The organism is Phocaeicola sp. GP0067, from assembly GCF_031119655.1.
In the GTDB taxonomy this organism is placed as follows: Bacteria; Bacteroidota; Bacteroidia; order Bacteroidales; family Bacteroidaceae; genus Phocaeicola; species Phocaeicola vulgatus.
Window position 1 is genome coordinate 97,140 of record NZ_JAVHZY010000004.1, and the last position, 19,575, is coordinate 116,714.

The following is a 19,575-nucleotide window of genomic DNA, read 5'->3' on the forward strand; positions in this document are numbered from 1 at the left end:
ACAAAGAGTCCGTAATAATCCAGATATATCCGGATTCTTCATGGCCACTCAGAATGAAAAAAAACAGATCTTCTACTTTGATTTTTGAATCACTTAAGACTAACGACCGTGAAAAGCAATTTCTTACAACGTGCCATAACCGGAATTATTTTTGTTGCAGTACTGATAGGCTGCATCGTGGGAGGGGCTGTCTCATTCGGCATCCTATTTGCCATTATCAGCGCATTGGCAATCAATGAATTCTGTAATTTGGTCAATCATGTAGAAGGAATACAAGTAAATAAACGTATATGTATTCTCAGCGGAATTTTTCTTTTCCTGTGCTTTTTCTATTTTGGAATAGATCCTTCACAAACAGGTATATTTATTCCTTATTTAGCTTTATTTATTTATCTGATGGTCAGCGAACTTTATTTGAAAAAAGAAAACCCGCTGAATAATTGGGCTTATGCCATGTTAAGCCAGATGTATATTGCCTTGCCATTCGCTTTGCTGAATGTATTGGCTTTCCATTCGGACGAAACAGCCAGCCTTTCACAATACAACGCTATTCTCCCACTATCTATTTTTATATTCAACTGGGTGAATGATACAGGTGCTTACTGTACAGGCATGCTGTTTGGCAAACATAAACTATTTGAACGCATCTCTCCTAAGAAGTCATGGGAAGGCTCTATTGGCGGCGGCATTTTCTGTATCATAGCTTCTTTCCTGCTATCTCACTTCTTCCCTTTCATGTCTACCGGAGTATGGATCGGACTAGCATTGACAGTGGTAGTATTCGGAACCTGGGGAGATTTAACGGAATCTTTATTAAAACGCCGTCTAGGCATCAAAGATTCGGGCAATATTTTACCGGGACACGGTGGAATGCTCGACCGTTTTGACAGCGCGATTCTCGCAATCCCGGCAGCAGTAGTCTATCTGTATGTAGTTTCTTTATTTTAACTCTGCCAAATCCAAAGGATTAAAGCCCGGTACATCCTCGCCAGTGAGCGGATAAGAGAAAATATATGTTTTTTCTTCCCCGTCCACAGGATTAACCAATACCTTTATTCCTTTCAATTCACTGTTTTCCGGTGAATAATCACCTAATTTAAAAGAAACCATACCAGGTACCAATCTGCCCTGACTTCCGTTGTTATTATAGCGGAGTTCCAAATGCGCATATCCGTCCTTTGTCCAAGGAATCATCTCATTCACAACCAGATTAAGAATAGGTTTCTGCGGACTGGGAAAATTCAACATAAAACGTACATTCAGATAGTCATCAGAAGGCCACATATCCTTGATCTGTACTTTCATATTTCCAATACTGTCCATATTATCGGGGTTCAATCCGATAATTTCCTGAACAGGTACTAAGGTATAGTCATTCAAACGGATATTATAAGCAAATCCACTTTCACCGGCTTCCAAAAAAGAATAATTTCCAAAAATCCGTTCTCCTGCCTTCAAATCCCGGTAAGGAACAATATGCTGCACCACCCACAACTTCTCTCCGTTGTCCAACACCAAATAAGGAGCATCATACTGAGGTTGTTTTTCTACGGTAGCCATAGCTATAGTCACCGTACTGTCCGGATCACTTTCATCATTACCACAAGATGAAAAGGCGAATACTCCGCTCAAAAGAAGCATCGCCCCTAACATAGATTGAAAAAAATATTTCATATACTTCCAGGGTTTAAGTTGTTTACCCGAAAGAACAAAAAGAGATCGTGAAAAGTTTATTTCTTCAACAAAGCTACCATTTCACGGGCTGCTGTCCCCGAAGCTCCTGCCGGACCTAAAATCTGAATAATACGATCATACTCTTCCAACACCTTATTTCTGTATACCTTATTATATAAAAGAGATTCTAACTCTGAACGCACGTTATCCACCGTCATCGTATCCGCCACCAGTTCACGAACCACTTCCTTGTCGGCTACCAGATTAACCAACGAAATATATTTCACTTTTAGAATATGCCGGCGAAGAAAAGCGATAAATTTCCCTACCGGAGTATAGTAACACACCACTTGAGGAACACGGAAAAGAGCTGTTTCCAAAGTTGCAGTACCCGAAGTCACCAATGCCGCCTGCGCGTGCTGCAACAACCTGTAGGTCTGTCCGAAAATGATTTTAACCGGTACATTCGGATTTATATAATCCGAATAATAGGCAGGGTTCATCCCCGGAGCCCCTGCCAGCACCAATTGATAATCTTTGGTAAACGGAGCAGCAGCCTCCAGCATCATCGGCAGGTTGTCTTTGATTTCCTGTTTCCGGCTGCCCGCCAACAATGCGATAACAGGCTTTTCGGACAAGCCATTATCCGCCACAAATTCCGGAAATCCATCCGGATGTTCCTTACAATAAGCATCCACTGCATCTACACAAGGATTACCCACATAATGAACAGGGTACTGATGTCCGGCAAAAAACTCAACCTCAAAAGGCAGGATGGAAAACAGTTCGTCCACATCCCGCTTGATATTTTTAATCCTATACTCTTTCCAAGCCCATATTTTAGGAGAAATATAATAGTAGACAGGTATTTTCGTCTGCTTCTTTATAAACTCGGCTATTTTCAGGTTAAAGCCGGGATAATCCACCAGAATCACTACATCAGGAGCCCAACGAACAATGTCCTGCTTACATTCTTTCATATTCCGAAAGATAGTACGCAAATGCAACAACACCGGGATAAAACCCATATAAGCCAGTTCTTTGTAATGCTTCACCCGCGTTCCACCAACAGCCGTCATCAAGTCCCCGCCAAAGAAACGGAATTCTGCTTCCGGATCTTCCTGTATCAAGGCACGCATCAAATTAGATGCGTGCAAATCGCCTGATGCCTCGCCTACTATCAAATAGTATTTCATACTTCCAGATTCCAGTTTTTCAACTCATTCATCATCCCATAAGCAGTCACATCAATTTGGGTCGGAGTTACCGCCACATACCCATGTCCTAATGCCCAGTGATCCGAATCTTCCGCTTCCGGTTCATAGTTATCAAACTCTCCGGTCAGCCAGAAATACTCTCCCCCCCGAGGATGCAGACTACGCTTCCATTCATTAATCCAAGCCCCATTCGTCTGACGGCAGATGCGTACCCCTTTCAAGGAAGCTGTATCCGGAAAGTTCACATTCAAGCAAATCCCCAAAGGCAAGCCATGCTCCAGGACCTGCTCAGTAATACGGCGTATATAAGGCAGCGATGAAGAGAAATCAGCATCCGCAAAATGATTACATAATGAATATCCGATAGAAGAGATCCCCTTCAGACACCCTTCAATCACTACCCCCATCGTACCGGAATAATGCACATTCACTGAAGAATTATCACCGTGGTTTATTCCACCTATCACCACATCGGGACGACGGGGAACCACCGTATGCAATGCCAGTTTCACACAATCTACCGGTGTGCCCGTACATTTATACACAGTCAAATCCTCCTCTTCACGTACCTTGTAATACTTCACAGGATGCTCGGAAGTGATCGCCCCCGAAGCTCCCGAACGAGGACCGTCCGGTGCCATTACGATTATCTCACCCATTCCACGCAACCCGCGTATCAATTCATTCAATCCCTTAGCTTCCACGCCGTCATCATTTGACAGCAATATCAACGGTTTTTCTTTCTTCATATTTTTCCACTCTTTTTCTCGGAGCGTAAAGATACAACTCTTTGCCGGAACTACCCCTCACCGGAAAAGAAAATTATCTTAATGTTCTACAACCCAGTGCTAAAAATAGAATAGAATTGAATGAAAATTTCTATCTTTGCCGCCGTTGAGTTATTAACAAAACCAATGAGTTATCAACAGTTTTGCTAATGTCTGCCGTTTTTTATAGGTGCAATCACCTATTATTTGTTACTTCGCAGCGAGAAAAACTGATTAATATGGGAAAAATTATTGCTTTAGCCAATCAAAAAGGTGGCGTAGGTAAAACTACCACAACGATTAACCTCGCAGCTTCTCTGGCAACACTGGAGAAAAAGGTGCTGGTTATTGATGCAGACCCTCAGGCCAACGCATCATCAGGATTGGGTGTGAACATCAAAGAGGTAGAATGCTCTATCTATGAATGTATTATCAACGAAGCCGATATACGGGAAGCAATTTATACCACCGACATTGACGGACTCGACATTGTTTCTTCACACATCGACCTGGTTGGCGCAGAAATAGAAATGCTGAACTTGGAAGACCGCGAGAAGATCATGAAAAAAGTATTAGCCCCAATGCGGGACGAATATGACTATATCCTGATAGACTGCTCCCCGTCGTTAGGCTTGATAACAATCAATGCGCTGACAGCAGCCGATTCAGTGATTATCCCTGTTCAATGCGAATATTTTGCATTAGAGGGCATCAGCAAATTGCTGAATACCATTAAGATTATTAAATCGAAACTGAATCCTTCACTGGAAATAGAAGGCTTCCTGCTGACAATGTTCGATTCACGTCTGCGTCTGGCCAACCAGATTTATGATGAAGTGAAACGCCATTTTCAAGAATTGGTATTCAAGACAATTATACAGCGTAACGTCAAACTGAGCGAAGCTCCCAGCCACGGCATTCCTGCAATATTGTATGATGCCGACTCTACCGGAGCCAAGAATCATTTGGCATTGGCACAAGAAATTATAACACGTAACAGTAAGTAAACAATGGCAGTACAGAAGAAATTTGCTTTAGGACGCGGGCTTGACGCACTGATCTCGACTGAAGAAGTAAAGACAGCCGGCTCATCTTCTATCAACGAGATAGAACTGAGCAAAATATCCGTCAACCCTAACCAGCCGCGTCGTGAATTTGATCCGGTGGCGTTACAGGAGTTGGCCGACTCTATTGCCGAAATTGGTATCATCCAACCCATTACGTTGCGTCAACTGAGTGAAGACTCTTACCAGATCATAGCCGGAGAACGTCGTTACCGCGCCTCCATACAGGCAGGACTTAAATCTATTCCGGCATACATCCGCACAGCCGATGACGAGAATGTAATGGAAATGGCGTTGATTGAAAATATTCAGCGTGAAGATTTGAATTCATTGGAGATTGCACTGGCTTATCAACATTTATTGGAACAATATGCATTGACACAGGAACGGCTGAGCGAACGTGTAGGGAAAAAACGTACCACTATCGCCAATTATCTGCGCCTGCTGAAACTTCCGGCCCAGATTCAAGTAGCATTGAAAAACCGCGAAATAGACATGGGACACGCCCGTGCCTTATTGTCCTTAGATGATCCTAAGACCCAAATACGTATCTTTAATGAAATACAGTCACAAGGCTATTCTGTCCGTAAAGTGGAAGAAATTGTCAAGGCACTGAGCAGTGGCGAGACAGTGGACAGCGGTGGGAAGAAGATCAAACCGAAAGGCTCCAAACTATCCGAGGAATACACTTTGCTGCAAAGCCACCTCTGCGGATTCTTCGGTTCGAAAGTACAGCTATCATGTACAGCCAAAGGAAAAGGCAAGATCAGTATTCCGTTCAATAACGAAGAGGACTTGGAACGAATCATGGAAATACTGGATTCACTGAAAAAGAAAGAATAAAGCGTTATTACTACATTGAAAAGAAGAACATCCACATATAAACTGTTTACATTCCTGCTTTTATGCCTTATGATGGCTGGAAGCATGAATGTTCACGCCCAAAAGGCACGCAACCGCCGTATGGGTATAAAGACAGATTCTATTATACAAGTCAAAGATTCACTTGTCATTGACAGCCTGAAACTGCTGGAAGAACGGCAAAAGATAGAAAATATGGAAGCACCTGTTGATACTGCCGCTTTAGTCCGTAAAAATGATTCCATACAGAAAGCAATGGCTGCCGAAACAAAACCCCGGTTTATCCCGAACTCCAACCGTGCCATCTGGCTGGCGTTGGTAATTCCCGGCGGAGGACAGATATACAACCGTAAATATTGGAAACTGCCGATAGTATATGGTGGTTTTGTGGGATGTGCATATGCGCTGACCTGGAACAACAGAATGTACAAGGACTATTCTCAAGCCTATCTGGATATTATGGACGATGACCCTGATACCAAAAGCTACGAAGACTTCCTGCCTCATGGCATGAGCGCGGAAGGTATGGAGGACACCTTTAAAAAACGAAAAGATTTCTATCGCCGAAATCGGGATTTAAGCATATTCTGTTTTATCGGTGTATATATACTGTCTGTCATAGACGCATACGTGGATGCCGAACTATCTGATTTTGACATATCCAAAGACTTAGGTCTTCAAATACAACCTGTTATTTTTAATGACGGCCGGAGCAGGATACCTAATACAATAGGCCTGCAATGCAGCTTCAAATTTTAATCGCATGAAAAACTTTTTAATTGGTTTATTTACATTTATAGGAACAACGGGAATAAGCGCACAAACCCAAAGTATTACCGTTCACTCGCAAACTACAGGAAAAGAAGAAATTATTGATGTTCCTGAAAGTATGCAGTCAGAAATGGACAGTCTTTACTGGGACTGGCAATCTAAGAATCACATCACATTGGGAGAGAACTGCACAATGGCCTCTACCAACCCTGTTGTAAGTGATTCCATCTATATGGATCGTCTGTCACGTATTCCCTCTATCATAGAAATGCCTTACAATGAGGCAGTACGCAAATTCATTGATATGTATGCCGTCCGTCTGCGCAATAAAGTATCCTTTATGCTTGCGGCAACCAATTTTTATATGCCTATCTTTGAAGAAGCACTTGATTTATACGACCTTCCTCAAGAACTGAAATATCTGCCGATTATAGAGTCCGCCTTAAATCCTGTCGCTGTTTCCCGCCAGGGAGCTACCGGCTTGTGGCAGTTTATGCTGGGTACAGGAAAAATATACGGGCTGAAGAACAATAGTCTGATAGACGAAAGACGGGACCCGGTCAAATCAACTTGGGCGGCAGCACGTTACCTGAAAGACCTGTACGACATCTATCAAGACTGGAATCTGGTATTGGCAGCTTACAACTGCGGGCCGGGCACTATCAACAAAGCCATACGCCGTGCCGGAGGAGCCACGGATTATTGGACAATCTACAACTATCTGCCCAAAGAAACCCGTGGGTACGTTCCTGCTTTCATAGCGGCAAACTACATCATGACCTATTATTGCGAACATGGCATCTGTCCCATGGAAACACAGCTTCCCAACGCTACAGACACCATTCACATTAACAAAGACCTCCACTTACAACAAGTGGCAGAAGTATGCAACATCAACCTAGACCAGCTTCGCAGCCTGAACCCCCAATACAAAAAGGACATTATTCCCGGTAACAGCGAGTTGTGCGCACTTCGTCTGCCCAATAACTTTGTCAGTACTTTCATTGACCGCCAAGACAGCGTGTTCGCTTATAAGCCCAATGAATATCTGACCAAAAGAAAAACGGTAGCCATCAAGGAAACAACCAGTAGCAGAAACCGCTCATCCAAGGGAACTCTTTATCATAAAATCAAACAAGGAGACACATTGGGAGGAATTGCTGCCAAATACCACGTATCCATCAGCCAATTACGTAATCTAAACGGTATAAAGGGCAATAATATCAGAGCCGGAAGAAGTTTGCGGATCAGATGATTGATAAAAAATACAGATTTAACACTATACATTTTCTGAAAATACTTGCTTGAATATGTTTTTTGTATATTTTTGCAGTATAGATTATAGGAGGCAAAGATATGACGGATGAAAAGCAGACTCAGGAACAGGCGGATGAGGAAATGATAAACCAAGGGTTTCAGGAACTTTTGGACAGTTATCTAGCGACCAAGCACCGCAAAAAAGTAGAAATCATCACAAAGGCATTCAATTTTGCCAAACAAGCACATAAAGGAGTAAAACGACGCTCGGGTGAACCATACATCATGCATCCCATAGCCGTTGCTAAAATTGTATGTACCGAAATAGGACTGGGATCAACTTCCATTTGTTCGGCTTTACTGCATGATGTGGTTGAAGATACAGACTACACTGTGGAAGACATTGAAAATCTGTTTGGTCCTAAAATCGCACAGATTGTAGATGGCCTGACTAAAATATCCGGCGGCATATTCGGAGACCGGGCTTCCGCACAAGCCGAGAATTTCAAGAAATTGCTACTGACCATGAGTGATGACATCCGGGTTATCCTCATCAAAATAGCCGACCGTCTGCATAATATGCGTACACTTGGCTCCATGCTTCCCAACAAGCAATACAAAATTGCCGGAGAAACCTTATACATCTATGCGCCACTGGCTAACCGCTTGGGGTTAAACAAAATAAAGACAGAACTGGAAGATCTCAGTTTCAAATATGAGCATCCGGAAGAATATGCACAGATAGAATCCAAGCTACAAGAGACACAAGCGGAACGCGAAGAAGTATTCCGTGAATTTACAGCACCTATCCGCGCACAACTGGACAAAATGGGTATCAGCTATCAATTGATAGCACGAGTCAAATCCCCTTATTCCATCTGGAACAAGATGCAGACCAAGCATATCACATTTGAAGAAATATATGATATCCTGGCCGTCCGTATCATCTTCTGTCCCAAAAATCCGGAAGAAGAACTCAACGAGTGCTTTAACATATACGTATCCATATCCAAGATTTATAAACCGCACCCAGACCGCTTGCGCGACTGGGTAAGCCATCCTAAAGCCAACGGCTATCAGGCACTTCACGTAACTCTGATGAGCAACAAAGGCCAATGGATAGAAGTGCAGATACGCAGCGAGCGGATGAATGATGTAGCCGAACAAGGCTTTGCCGCACACTGGAAATATAAAGAAGGCGGAGGCAGTGAAGACGAGGGCGAACTGGAAAAATGGCTGCGTACCATCAAGGAAATTCTGGATGATCCGCAACCGGATGCCATGGACTTTCTGGATACCATCAAACTGAACCTGTTCGCTTCTGAAATATTTGTCTTCACTCCGAAAGGTGAAATCAAAACGATGCCGCAAAACTGTACGGCACTGGATTTTGCATTCTCCATCCATACATTCTTGGGCAGCCATTGCATCGGAGCTAAAGTCAACCACAAGCTGGTGCCCTTGAGCCACAAACTGCAAAGCGGCGACCAGGTGGAGATTCTTACTTCCAAATCACAACATGTACAGCCTTCGTGGATAAACTTTGCCACCACTGCAAAAGCCAAGGCTAAGATACAGGCCATACTGAAACGCGAACAGCGAGGTATGCAGCAGGCCGGTGAGGAAATGTTACGGGAATTCTTCTCCAGGGAGGGAGTAGAGTACACTCCCGAAAACATACGAAAGATCTGTAATCTGCATACCCTCAAGACACAGGAAGAATTGTTTGCAGCCATCGGATTCAAAACAATCATTCTAGGAGAAAACGATAAAAACGAACTGAAAGACAAACCGGTTTCCAGTAACTGGAAAAAGTATATCTCTTTCGCTTTCGGAGGCAGCAAGACAAACAAGGAGAAACCGACAGAAGAGAAGGTTCCCCTACCAAAGATAGATAGCAAGAAAATATTGAAACTGACTCCCGAAGCTATCCAAAAGAACTATGTGATAGCAGAATGCTGCAAGCCTATTCCGGGAGATGACGTTTTGGGATATATAGGCGACAATAATCGTATCATCATCCACAAACGCCAATGTCCGTTGGCTACCAAACTGAAAAGCAGTTATGGCAACCGCTTGTTGGCTGTCCAATGGGAGACTGGAAAGTCCTTGTACTTCCCTGTAAATATCTACATAAAAGGTATTGACCACATCGGTCTGTTAAACAAGGTAACAGAAATCATTTCACAACAATTGAATGTAAATATCCACAAGTTGAATATTGAAAGTAACGATGGTATCTTTGAAGGAAGAATACAGCTATTTGTGCACGATGTGGATGATGTAAAATCCATCACTACCAACCTAAGGAAAATAGATGAGATAAAAACCGTCACCCGTATCGAAAAGTTCGAAGACCAGCCGAATTAACCAATACCAGTTTCACCGCAGATTACACTGATTTGTCCATAACGATTATCTGCAACTCGTTTTTAATCCGTGCAATCTGTGGTGAATATTCTTAAGTCAGGTAATCCAGTTCTTTACGCATACTAACCAATTCCTCACGTATCAGTTTCAATCTGTCCAAAATCTCCGTAGTACGGATAGTGGTTTCCCTGTTCATCTTCAGTTTCTGCTTGGCCCCCTGTAAAGTCATCCCTTTCTCTTTCACCAGATGATAGACCAGCCGGATATTCTCAATATCCTCTTTACGATACTGACGGACATTCCCTCCCGCCTTCTTGGGCGAAATAATAGGAAATTCCTTTTCCCAATAACGCAACAAGGATTCATTTACATCAAACATCTTCGCCACTTCCCCAATGGAATAGTAAAGTTTCAATTCTTTATTCGGATTATAGGCCATGGTAAATTAAAATTAAGAATTAAAAATTCACGGCTAGTCAAATACCTTACCGTGATTGGCTGCAATCTGTATCATCTTGTCATAATCTTCCGCACTCAAATCCATGAAATAATAATTCACAGGATTCTGCACTTTTCCTTTCACGTGCACTTCATAGTGCAAGTGCGGCCCGGTACTCTTGCCCGTATTTCCTACCTCCCCTATCACTTCCCCACGTACCACCTTTTGCCCCGGGCGAACCTTATACTTGCTTAAATGTGCATACCAAGTCACATACCCGAAACCATGATCCACCTGGATCAGATTTCCATAACCGGTTTCCCATCCCGCCTTTACCACCGTTCCGTCTCCCGTAGCATAAACAGGAGTACCTATATTGGCAGAGAAATCCATTCCCGCATGAAACTTGGCTGTTTTATAAATAGGATCTATACGTACACCGTAACCTGAAGCCGTCTTCTTCAAATTCTTATTGGATACCGGCATTATGGCCGGAATACATTTCAGCATCTCGTCATGATTCTTGCACAAATCCACCACCTCGTCAAAAGACTTGGACTGGATATAAAGCTGCCGGTTCAACATATCCAGCTTCTGAGTGGTATTGATAACCAGATCGGCATTCGCCATATCCCGCAACTGTTCATAGCGGTTTGTCCCCCCATAACCGGCCTTACGGACTGCATCCGATACAGGATCGGCCTGCAACACCACCCGATACAAATTATCATCACGCTGCTGGATATCCTGCATCACCCCCATAGCCTCATCCAGACGATGGGACAACACATTATACTGGGCCAGCAAACGGGTATTCTCTATACGGAGCTCCTTCTCGGACGGAGAACCAAAGATCAATAATAAGATAATGAAACTGCCTGCCCCCAAGCCCATTCCCACAAACAAACGGCGCAAGATGCTTAAGGCACGCTGCCTCACTGTAGGGTAAATGCGGTCATAAGTTCGGGTCTTAGGATTATAAATATAGTAGACTTTACGCATCTAATTCTGCTTTTTGAAGTTTTTAATGCACAACACATCAATATTTTGCACAATTCTTGACGACAAAAATAATAAAACCAATTATCTTTGCAAATCCTTTTTGAGAATATTAACTAGAAGACAATATATTATAAGCGACATGATGACAGCTAAAGAAATTAGAGATTCTTTCAAAAGCTTTTTCGAGTCGAAAGGACACCAGATTGTCCCATCGGCTCCGATGGTCATTAAAGATGACCCCACATTGATGTTCACCAATGCAGGTATGAACCAGTTCAAAGACATTATTCTGGGCAACCACCCGGCCAAATACAAAAGAGTCGCGGACTCACAAAAATGTTTGCGTGTAAGCGGCAAGCACAATGACCTGGAAGAAGTGGGACATGATACCTACCACCATACTATGTTCGAAATGCTGGGCAACTGGTCTTTCGGAGATTACTTCAAGAAAGAAGCTATCGGCTGGGCATGGGAATATCTGGTAGATGTACTGAAGATAGATCCGAAAGATCTGTATGCCACCGTATTCGAAGGAAGTCCCGAAGAAGGACTGGAACGGGACAACGAAGCCGCCTCTTACTGGGAACAGTTCCTGCCGAAAGACCATATCCTCAATGGCAACAAACATGACAACTTCTGGGAAATGGGTGATACAGGTCCCTGCGGCCCGTGTTCCGAAATCCATATCGACTCACGTTCGGAAGAAGAAAAAGCTCAAATCCCCGGCAACCAACTGGTAAATAAGGATCATCCGCAAGTAATCGAGATCTGGAATCTTGTATTCATGCAGTTCAACCGCAAAGCAGACGGTTCACTGGAAGGTCTTCCCGCCAAAGTGATCGATACCGGTATGGGATTCGAACGTTTGGTGCGCACACTGCAAGGCAAGACATCCAACTATGACACTGATGTGTTCCAACCGATACTGAAAGCCATTGCCGAAATGGCAGGAACCACCTATGGTCAAGACAACCAGAAAGATATCGCCATGCGCGTTATAGCCGACCATATCCGTACCATCGCATTCTCAATCACCGACGGCCAGTTGCCCAGCAACGCAAAAGCCGGCTATGTAATCCGCCGTATCCTCCGCCGTGCCGTCCGTTACGGATATACTTTCCTGGGACAGAAACAAGCATTCATGTACAAGCTGCTGCCTGTATTGATTGAGAATATGGGCGAGGCCTATCCGGAGTTGAACGCACAGAAAACACTGATCGAGAAAGTGATCAAAGAAGAAGAAGAATCTTTCCTGCGCACACTGGAAACAGGTATCCGTCTGTTGGACAAGACTATGAACGATGCCAAAGCTGCCGGGAAAAAAGAGATCAGCGGTGTGGATGCCTTTACATTATATGACACTTTCGGTTTCCCCCTCGACCTGACAGAACTGATTCTCCGCGAAAACGGCATGACTGTAAACGAAGAAGAGTTCAACGCCGAAATGCAGAAACAAAAAGAACGCGCCCGTAACGCGGCAGCCGTTGAAACCGGCGACTGGATCACCATAAAGGAAGGTGACACCCACTTTGTAGGTTATGACTTTACCGAATATGAAACCAGCATCCTGCGCTATCGCCAGATCAAGCAGAAAAACCAGACACTGTATCAAATTGTACTGAGCGATACTCCTTTCTATGCCGAAAGTGGTGGTCAGGTAGGTGATACAGGGGTGATCGTAAGCGAATTCGAAACCATTGAAATCATTGACACCAAGAAGGAAAACAACCTTCCTATCCATATCACCAAAAAACTGCCCGAACACCTTGACGTTCCGATGATGGCTTGTGTAGATACAGAAAAACGTGCCGCCTGTGCCGCCAACCACTCTTGTACTCACTTGCTGGACGAAGCGTTGCGCCAGGTATTAGGAACTCACGTAGAACAAAAAGGTTCTTTGGTAACCCCTGAGTCATTACGTTTCGACTTCTCTCACTTCCAGAAAGTGACTGACAAGCAACTTCGTGAAGTGGAACATTTGGTAAATGCCAAAATCCGCGAGAACATCCCTTTGACGGAATACCGCAATCTTCCTATCGAAAAGGCAAAAGAACTGGGTGCTATTGCTTTGTTCGGTGAAAAATACGGTGATGAGGTACGTGTTGTCCAATTCGGAAACTCTATTGAATTCTGTGGAGGTACCCACGTTCCGGCTACAGGCAAGATCGGTATGGTCCGTATTATCAGCGAAAGCTCTGTTGCTGCCGGTGTGCGCCGTATCGAAGCTATCACGGGTGCCAAAGTAGAGGAATTGATGGATACAGTCCAAGATACGCTGAATGACTTGAAGGCATTGTTCAACAATGCTCCCGATCTGAAAGTCGCCATCCGCAAGTATATTGACGAAAATGCAGGATTGAAGAAGCAGGTGGAAGAGTTCATGAAAGAAAAGGGCGCCGCACTGAAAGCCAGACTGGTAGAGAATGCCAAAGAAATAAATGGTGTGAAAGTGGTGAAAGCCATCATTCCGATGTCTGCCGACGTAGTGAAAGATATTGCCTTCCAGCTGAAAGGTGAGATTCCTGCCAATCTGTTCGTTGTAATAGGTAGTGTGGACAACAACAAACCGATGCTGACTGTCATGATTAGCGAAGACCTGGTAAAAGCCGGACAGAATGCAGGTAAACTGGTCCGTGAAGCAGCCAAACTGATTCAAGGCGGCGGCGGTGGTCAGCCCCACTTCGCAACGGCAGGCGGTAAGAATCCCGACGGTCTGAATGCGGCTGTTGATAAAGTGATAGAGCTGGCTGCATTGTAATCTATTCGAATTTCGTCCATATTTCGTATATATCAAAACTCCGCCATCTGGTCTGAAAGCCGATGGCGGAGTTTTTTTATCTGGTTTACTAAGCCTTTTCTTCTTTATGGATAAGGGAAATAAAAAGGAAGATTTCTATCTCCCAAGCCTTTGGAGTTATCTCCATAACCTTTGGAGTTAACTCCATAAGCTTGGGAGTTAACTCCAAAGGTTATGGAGATAGAATACAAACGTTCAAAAAGGCTTAGCCATAAAGAAAAAAACATTAACCAAACGGTTGAAAACATATCATCAGTCATTAACACCTCACTGACTGCCCGCTCATTCCGTCTGCTCCTTCGGCCAGTTCACTAGATACAGAATTTCCGTAGCACGGGTGAAAGCCGTATACAGCCAACGGAAATAATCCGGAGTCAACATATCCTCCGTCATATAACCCTGATCCAAAAAGACCCGTTTCCACTGGCCACCCTGCGCTTTGTGACAAGTAACGGCATACGCATATTTCACCTGCAAGGCATTGTAATGAGGATCGGCTTTCATTTTCTTCATCCGCTCACGTTTCACTGTTATATCAGCATAATCCTCCAATACCGAATAAAACAACTTGTCATTCAATTCTTTAGGCAGTGCGGGTGTTTCAGTATGCAAGGTATCCAACAAAAGTTTCACCTCCAGTTCCATACCATCATAGTCGGGGAACGCCAGCACCACATCGGCAAAACGAAAGCCGTATGCCTCACGCACCCGACGGACACGGCGAACCACAGCTATATCTCCATTGGCTATAAAATCAATCTCCTTACAACCCTCCGTCCAAAAATAGTTATTCTTCGCCACCATCAGCAGGTCACCGCTGTTCAGCTCATCCTCCCGAAACAGAATCGTATTCCTGATTCCCTTATTATAAATATTCGCCCGTTTATTGGAACGGCAGACCACAATCGTTTCGTCCATACCTGCCTGACCGTAACAATCATTGATTACCTCAATCAGCTCACTACCAGAAACCATCCGGATATCCGGAAACCCTTCCACACGGACAGAAGGCAAAGTGAGAAAATTTTCCTCGGATATGTAGCGGCGCAATTCTGTCGCATTCCAAAGAATCCCCGAATCATGCATCTGACGGACCACCTCAGTGAGCTGCGCCTCATATACTTCCATGCCATACCCGCGTAACTTATCGGCCGAAAGAGCCGGACTCTCCTCCTCTCCCACCGGAGGAAGCTGCGCCGTATCTCCTATCAGCATCAGACGGCAACCTGTTCCGGCATATACATATTGAATCAAGTCGTCCAGCAAACGCCCTGTACCAAAGACCGCCCCCGCCAATCCGTCATTAGCGATCATCGACGCCTCATCCACAATAAACAAAGTATGCTGATGCAGGTTATCATCCAAAGAAAAGTTGTCCAGGTCATTTGAAAAGTTGCGCTGGCGGTAAATCTTCTTATGGATAGTATAAGCCGGATGCTGTGCATAATGTGAAAAGACTTTAGCCGCCCTTCCCGTCGGAGCAAGCAGAACACACTTTTGCTGTAACTGGTCCAAGGTCTTCACCAATGCTCCGATAAGGGATGTTTTACCCGTACCGGCATATCCCTTTAAGAGAAAAACCGAGTCCGATTGGCGGGAAAAGAGAAAATCTGCTAAAAATTTAACAGCTTTTTCTTGTTCTAAAGTTGGTTTATATAGAAAATTTCCCTTAATTTGCTGCACTAAATAACTATTAATCATAATTGCGTAATAAAAAGTTCCTTGAACTGTGCGTTATTAGATTTATTTGTTTTATTTTTGCGATGCGAATATAAACTAAAAAAAACACATATTTATCATGAAAACAGTTATTAATATTGTATTGGCTGCTTGCGTTATCGGTTTGATATACGTTTGCTACGGCAGTATCATGGGACCGATCAACTTCGATGACGCTAAAAAGACTAGAGAGAAACAAGTTATTGCACGCTTAATTGACATCCGTAAGGCACAGTTGGAATACCGTAACCTGCACAATGGACGATATACTGCAAGCTTCGACACCTTGATTGATTTCGTCAAAACTGCAAAACTTCCGTTTGTAAAGAAAGAAGGAGTTTTGTCTGATACACAACTGGAAGCCGGTATGACTGAAAAGAAAGCGATGGCAATCATCAACAAAGCCAAAAAGACCGGTAACTGGAAAGAAGTTGAAAAAGAAGGTTTGATGAACTTCAAACGTGATACTTTATGGGTTGCCGTAACAGATACAATCTATGCTCCGGGCTTCAATGCAGACTCTTTGAGATATGTTCCCTTCGGAAACGGCGTACAATTTGAGATGGTTACCCGCAGCGATACTACCAAATCGGGTGCTCCTTTGAACTTGTTCCAAGCTCAAACTCCGTATGAAACATATTTGGGCGGCTTGAATACTCAAGAATTGGCTAACCTTAAAGACCTTCAGACCAAATTGGGTAAATATTGCGGTTTAAGAGTGGGTGATATCGAACAGCCTAACAATAACGCAGGTAACTGGGAATAAGAATGACTGAACGTATCGATTTTACAAAATCGGAACAATATACATTATCCATCCGCCTCAGTGCGGATGGATTTTCTTTTTCTATCTATAACCCACTGACAGATAATGATTTCTGCTTTGTTCCGCATCCGGTCAACACCGGATATTCCATGACGGCCAATCTGAAAGATATGCTGACTAAAACAGAAGCGCTGAAGTATCCGTATAAACGGGTTAACATCTTGTATGACTCCCCCCGTTTCACCCCTGTTCCTTTGGAATTATTCGAAGACGAACAGATGGATACAATTTTCTATCATAATTTTCCTAAAGCTAAAGGAAATAACGAGATTGTACTTTGCAATGTCCTGGGAAGAAGCAATGTGGTAATACTTTTTGCTATGGACAAACATACCCATTTGTTACTGACTGAACATTTTCCTACAGCTCGTTTCTTCTCCACCGCCAGCCCGCTGACTGAATATTTCGCCCGGAAAAGCCGGTTGGGTAACAGCCGGAAACTATATACATACATACGCGAGCAACAAATGGAAGTTTTTTGTTTTGATAAGGGCAACTTATTACTGATCAACTCATTTCCATGCAAACAAACCACAGACCGTGTGTATTACCTATTATATGTATGGCAACAATTAAATTATAATCAGGAAAGAGACGAGCTGCACTTGACAGGAATATTAAAGGACAAAGAAGAATTACTGAAAGAGTTGCGCAATTATCTGCGCCAGGTATTCGTCATCAGCCCCAAAGCGGAATTCAACCGCTCCGAGATAAGTAAAATAGAAGAGATACCTTTTGACATGCAAACCTTATTATTATGCGAGTAATCAGCGGTATATACAAACGGCGCCGTTTCGATGTGCCTCATACATTCAAGGCACGTCCGACAACGGATTTCGCCAAAGAGAACCTTTTCAATGTATTAAGTAACAATTATTTTGACTTCGAGGACGGAGTTACAGCCTTGGACCTTTTCGCCGGTACGGGCAGCATCAGTATAGAACTGGTTTCACGCGGTTGTGACCGGGTTATTTCAGTAGAAAAAGATCCCCAGCACCTTTCTTTCATCTCACAGGTGATGCGTGAAGTGAAGACTGACAAATGTTTTCCTATCCGTGCTGATGTCTTTAGATTTATAGACAAATGCAGCGAGCAATTTGATTTCATCTTCGCCGACCCTCCATACGCCTTGAAAGAGTTGGAAAGCATCCCCACCCGTATTTTCGAAAGCGGGATTTTAAAGGAAGACGGATTACTGGTACTGGAACATGGCAAAGAGAATCATTTTGAGGATGACCCCCATTTTATTGAGCGCCGTGCATATGGCAGTGTGAACTTCTCTTTCTTCAAAGCAACGGTGCCAGCAACCGGACAATAGATTCTTGTGCTTTTTGATACCAAGGACGCTTTATCCATGTTTTTCTCTGCAACAGGATGGCGTCCTTCTGGTCTTGCAGGAAAATACCTTTCAACAGCAATGCTGAGGACGGATCATACATAAAGGCATTCACCTCAAAATTATGCTCAAAGCTACGGAAGTCCATATTTGTAGAACCTACCGTAGAAAGAGTATCATCACTGACCATCAGCTTGGAATGCAAAAAACCTTTCTGATAAAGGTAAATCCTGACACCCGCACGCATGATATCATCCAAATAAGATAACGAACCTAAATGTGTTATCCATGTATCGGCACGTGCCGGTATCATAATGCGAACATCCACGCCTGCCAAAGCTGCCGTTTTCAATGCCATCAGAATAGGTTCGGTAGGCAACAGGTAAGGTGTTTGTATATAAAAATACTTTCGGGAGCTGCTGATAGCTATCAGTAGCCCTTGCATAATATCCCGCCATTCGCCTACAGGATCGGAAGTGACAATCTGTATCAGAGCCTTTCCAAAGATTCCGACTTCGGGGAAATAACGGGAGGAAGTGATAAGAGTACGGTCTACCACATACCAATCGGTCAAAAAAGCAGTCTGTAACCCATATACCGCTTTTCCTTCTATTTTAATGTGAGTATCCCGCCATATCCCCCATGGAAAGCCTTTCATATAGCGCAAAGCAATGTTCATCCCTCCCGTATAAGCCACACGACCGTCGATTACTACTATTTTACGGTGATTACGATAATTTACCTTACTGGTAAATAAAGGAAAACGGACTTTCAAAAAACTGCGTGCCTCAATACCTGCTCCCCGCATTTCATCAAAAAAAGCATGGGGCACTTTCCAGCAGCCCACATCGTCATATAGTAAACGCACTTCTACTCCCTGCCGCGCTTTATCTATCAACAAATCGCGCAGCAACCTGCCTGCCGGATCATCCTCAAAAATATAAAACTGCAAATGGATGTGATGCTTTGCCTTACTGATTTCTTTCATCAATGAATACAGCATGGAATAACCATCCGTAAAAACTTCCGTCGCATTTCCTTCAAAGGGCAAAGCATTATTCACTTTCCGGAAAAAACGCATCAACTGGTGCTGTTCATCAGGACACTTAAACGCCTTTTGCGCCTGATATTCTGCCATGGGACGTTTTATGAGACGGGTGAACCCTTTCTTGCTGATCAATTTCTCCTTACGTGTGCTTCTGCCGAAAAAGAAATAGAACACAAGCCCCACAATGGGCAGGAAAAAGAGCACAAGTACCCATGCCATTGTTTTAACAGGATTACGATTATCAAGTATCACTATAAAGATAGTTCCGATGATAATCACAAAATAAAGCACGTTAAAAGCAACAGCAAAGATTTCATTAAAGATACTCCACTCTACCATATAATTCCAGTAATTTACTTATAAGCAAACTTATAAAAAAAATCCCAACCTATAACAATATAGATTGGGAAAAGATTAAGATATAGTT

At 43.5% G+C, this 19,575-nt stretch carries 17 protein-coding genes; 10 read left to right on the forward strand and 7 right to left on the reverse strand.

Annotation, left to right across the window (positions count from 1 at the left end):
• Nucleotides 1–108: 108 nt before the first annotated feature.
• Nucleotides 109–948, forward strand: coding sequence for a phosphatidate cytidylyltransferase (locus RE317_RS04815; RefSeq protein WP_005845815.1), 840 nt, complete (start codon nucleotides 109–111; stop codon nucleotides 946–948).
• On the opposite strand, the gene RE317_RS04820 is transcribed toward RE317_RS04815, so the two are convergent.
• The 3 genes from RE317_RS04820 to surE are packed head-to-tail and all read right to left on the reverse strand — an operon-like array spanning nucleotide 940 to nucleotide 3,640.
• Entirely contained in the window at nucleotides 940–1,674 is a 735-nt protein-coding gene (locus RE317_RS04820; protein WP_117851688.1) for a NigD-like protein, read from the reverse strand. The two genes, RE317_RS04815 and RE317_RS04820, sit on opposite strands and share 9 nt — an antisense overlap.
• 56 nt (nucleotides 1,675–1,730) lie before the next feature.
• Entirely contained in the window at nucleotides 1,731–2,870 is a 1,140-nt protein-coding gene (lpxB, locus tag RE317_RS04825) for a lipid-A-disaccharide synthase (RefSeq protein WP_117873483.1), read from the reverse strand.
• A complete protein-coding gene (gene surE / locus RE317_RS04830) occupies nucleotides 2,867–3,640 on the reverse strand; it encodes a 5'/3'-nucleotidase SurE (RefSeq protein WP_005845809.1) in 774 nt (257 codons plus the stop codon). The genes lpxB and surE overlap by 4 nt, the downstream gene beginning before the upstream one ends.
• 257 nt (nucleotides 3,641–3,897) lie before the next feature.
• On the opposite strand from surE, the gene RE317_RS04835 reads away from it, so the two are divergent.
• From RE317_RS04835 to RE317_RS04855, 5 genes are all read left to right on the forward strand, one after another.
• Nucleotides 3,898–4,665, forward strand: a complete 768-nt coding sequence (locus RE317_RS04835; protein ID WP_005845807.1) for a ParA family protein — start codon at nucleotides 3,898–3,900, stop codon at nucleotides 4,663–4,665.
• Nucleotides 4,666–4,668: 3 nt separating this feature from the next.
• Complete coding sequence (locus RE317_RS04840) at nucleotides 4,669–5,565, forward strand: ParB/RepB/Spo0J family partition protein (protein WP_005845804.1); 897 nt, start codon at nucleotides 4,669–4,671, stop codon at nucleotides 5,563–5,565.
• Nucleotides 5,566–5,580: 15 nt separating this feature from the next.
• Nucleotides 5,581–6,342 (forward strand): DUF5683 domain-containing protein, encoded by a 762-nt coding sequence (locus RE317_RS04845; protein ID WP_224205276.1) that lies wholly within the window; start codon nucleotides 5,581–5,583, stop codon nucleotides 6,340–6,342.
• Nucleotides 6,343–6,346: 4 nt separating this feature from the next.
• Nucleotides 6,347–7,609, forward strand: a complete 1,263-nt coding sequence (locus RE317_RS04850; protein WP_005845800.1) for a lytic transglycosylase domain-containing protein — start codon at nucleotides 6,347–6,349, stop codon at nucleotides 7,607–7,609.
• Between the two features lie 101 nt (nucleotides 7,610–7,710).
• Complete coding sequence (locus RE317_RS04855) at nucleotides 7,711–9,981, forward strand: bifunctional (p)ppGpp synthetase/guanosine-3',5'-bis(diphosphate) 3'-pyrophosphohydrolase (RefSeq protein ID WP_005845799.1); 2,271 nt, start codon at nucleotides 7,711–7,713, stop codon at nucleotides 9,979–9,981.
• A 91-nt stretch (nucleotides 9,982–10,072) separates the two neighbouring features.
• On the opposite strand, the gene RE317_RS04860 is transcribed toward RE317_RS04855, so the two are convergent.
• A complete protein-coding gene (locus tag RE317_RS04860) occupies nucleotides 10,073–10,420 on the reverse strand; it encodes a MerR family transcriptional regulator (RefSeq protein WP_005845797.1) in 348 nt (115 codons plus the stop codon).
• Nucleotides 10,421–10,453: 33 nt separating this feature from the next.
• Complete coding sequence (locus RE317_RS04865; protein WP_005845796.1) at nucleotides 10,454–11,422, reverse strand: M23 family metallopeptidase; 969 nt, start codon at nucleotides 11,420–11,422, stop codon at nucleotides 10,454–10,456.
• 139 nt (nucleotides 11,423–11,561) lie between these two features.
• On the opposite strand from RE317_RS04865, the gene alaS reads away from it, so the two are divergent.
• On the forward strand, nucleotides 11,562–14,180 hold the full coding sequence (alaS, locus tag RE317_RS04870) for an alanine--tRNA ligase (protein WP_032939438.1): 2,619 nt from the start codon (nucleotides 11,562–11,564) through the stop codon (nucleotides 14,178–14,180).
• Nucleotides 14,181–14,501: 321 nt separating this feature from the next.
• On the opposite strand, the gene RE317_RS04875 is transcribed toward alaS, so the two are convergent.
• Nucleotides 14,502–15,920 carry an ATP-dependent RecD-like DNA helicase gene (locus RE317_RS04875; RefSeq protein WP_005849066.1) on the reverse strand — a complete coding sequence of 473 codons (1,419 nt, stop codon included), beginning with the start codon at nucleotides 15,918–15,920 and terminating at the stop codon, nucleotides 14,502–14,504.
• A 97-nt stretch (nucleotides 15,921–16,017) separates the two neighbouring features.
• Here RE317_RS04875 and RE317_RS04880 point away from each other — a divergent pair, with 97 nt between their 5' ends.
• Genes RE317_RS04880 through RE317_RS04890 form a run of 3 tightly spaced genes read left to right on the forward strand, consistent with a single transcriptional unit; the run spans nucleotide 16,018 to nucleotide 18,082 of the window.
• Complete coding sequence (locus RE317_RS04880; RefSeq protein WP_005845793.1) at nucleotides 16,018–16,704, forward strand: hypothetical protein; 687 nt, start codon at nucleotides 16,018–16,020, stop codon at nucleotides 16,702–16,704.
• A gap of 2 nt (nucleotides 16,705–16,706) precedes the next feature.
• The gene (locus tag RE317_RS04885) at nucleotides 16,707–17,531 is read left to right on the forward strand and encodes a DUF3822 family protein (protein ID WP_008669341.1); all 825 of its coding nucleotides are present in this window, start codon (nucleotides 16,707–16,709) and stop codon (nucleotides 17,529–17,531) included.
• A complete protein-coding gene (locus RE317_RS04890) occupies nucleotides 17,522–18,082 on the forward strand; it encodes an RsmD family RNA methyltransferase (protein ID WP_005845790.1) in 561 nt (186 codons plus the stop codon). Before RE317_RS04885 ends, RE317_RS04890 begins: the two co-directional genes overlap by 10 nt.
• On the opposite strand, the gene cls is transcribed toward RE317_RS04890, so the two are convergent.
• The gene (gene cls / locus RE317_RS04895) at nucleotides 18,051–19,487 is read right to left on the reverse strand and encodes a cardiolipin synthase (RefSeq protein WP_005849070.1); all 1,437 of its coding nucleotides are present in this window, start codon (nucleotides 19,485–19,487) and stop codon (nucleotides 18,051–18,053) included. The genes RE317_RS04890 and cls overlap by 32 nt on opposite strands.
• Nucleotides 19,488–19,575: the final 88 nt, after the last annotated feature.

Bases quoted from the DNA above. Each gene is read 5' to 3' on its own strand.
- RE317_RS04820 (WP_117851688.1), bottom strand. From the start codon at position 1,674: ATGAAATATTTTTTTCAATCTATGTTAGGGGCGATGCTTCTTTTGAGC.
- RE317_RS04850 (WP_005845800.1), top strand. From the start codon at position 6,347: ATGAAAAACTTTTTAATTGGTTTATTTACATTTATAGGAACAACGGGA.
- RE317_RS04840 (WP_005845804.1), top strand. From the start codon at position 4,669: ATGGCAGTACAGAAGAAATTTGCTTTAGGACGCGGGCTTGACGCACTG.
- RE317_RS04855 (WP_005845799.1), top strand. From the start codon at position 7,711: ATGACGGATGAAAAGCAGACTCAGGAACAGGCGGATGAGGAAATGATA.
- lpxB (WP_117873483.1), bottom strand. From the start codon at position 2,870: ATGAAATACTATTTGATAGTAGGCGAGGCATCAGGCGATTTGCACGCA.
- RE317_RS04880 (WP_005845793.1), top strand. From the start codon at position 16,018: ATGAAAACAGTTATTAATATTGTATTGGCTGCTTGCGTTATCGGTTTG.
- cls (WP_005849070.1), bottom strand. From the start codon at position 19,487: ATGGTAGAGTGGAGTATCTTTAATGAAATCTTTGCTGTTGCTTTTAAC.
- RE317_RS04885 (WP_008669341.1), top strand. From the start codon at position 16,707: ATGACTGAACGTATCGATTTTACAAAATCGGAACAATATACATTATCC.
- RE317_RS04865 (WP_005845796.1), bottom strand. From the start codon at position 11,422: ATGCGTAAAGTCTACTATATTTATAATCCTAAGACCCGAACTTATGAC.
- surE (WP_005845809.1), bottom strand. From the start codon at position 3,640: ATGAAGAAAGAAAAACCGTTGATATTGCTGTCAAATGATGACGGCGTG.
- RE317_RS04860 (WP_005845797.1), bottom strand. From the start codon at position 10,420: ATGGCCTATAATCCGAATAAAGAATTGAAACTTTACTATTCCATTGGG.
- RE317_RS04875 (WP_005849066.1), bottom strand. From the start codon at position 15,920: ATGATTAATAGTTATTTAGTGCAGCAAATTAAGGGAAATTTTCTATAT.
- RE317_RS04835 (WP_005845807.1), top strand. From the start codon at position 3,898: ATGGGAAAAATTATTGCTTTAGCCAATCAAAAAGGTGGCGTAGGTAAA.
- RE317_RS04890 (WP_005845790.1), top strand. From the start codon at position 17,522: ATGCGAGTAATCAGCGGTATATACAAACGGCGCCGTTTCGATGTGCCT.
- alaS (WP_032939438.1), top strand. From the start codon at position 11,562: ATGATGACAGCTAAAGAAATTAGAGATTCTTTCAAAAGCTTTTTCGAG.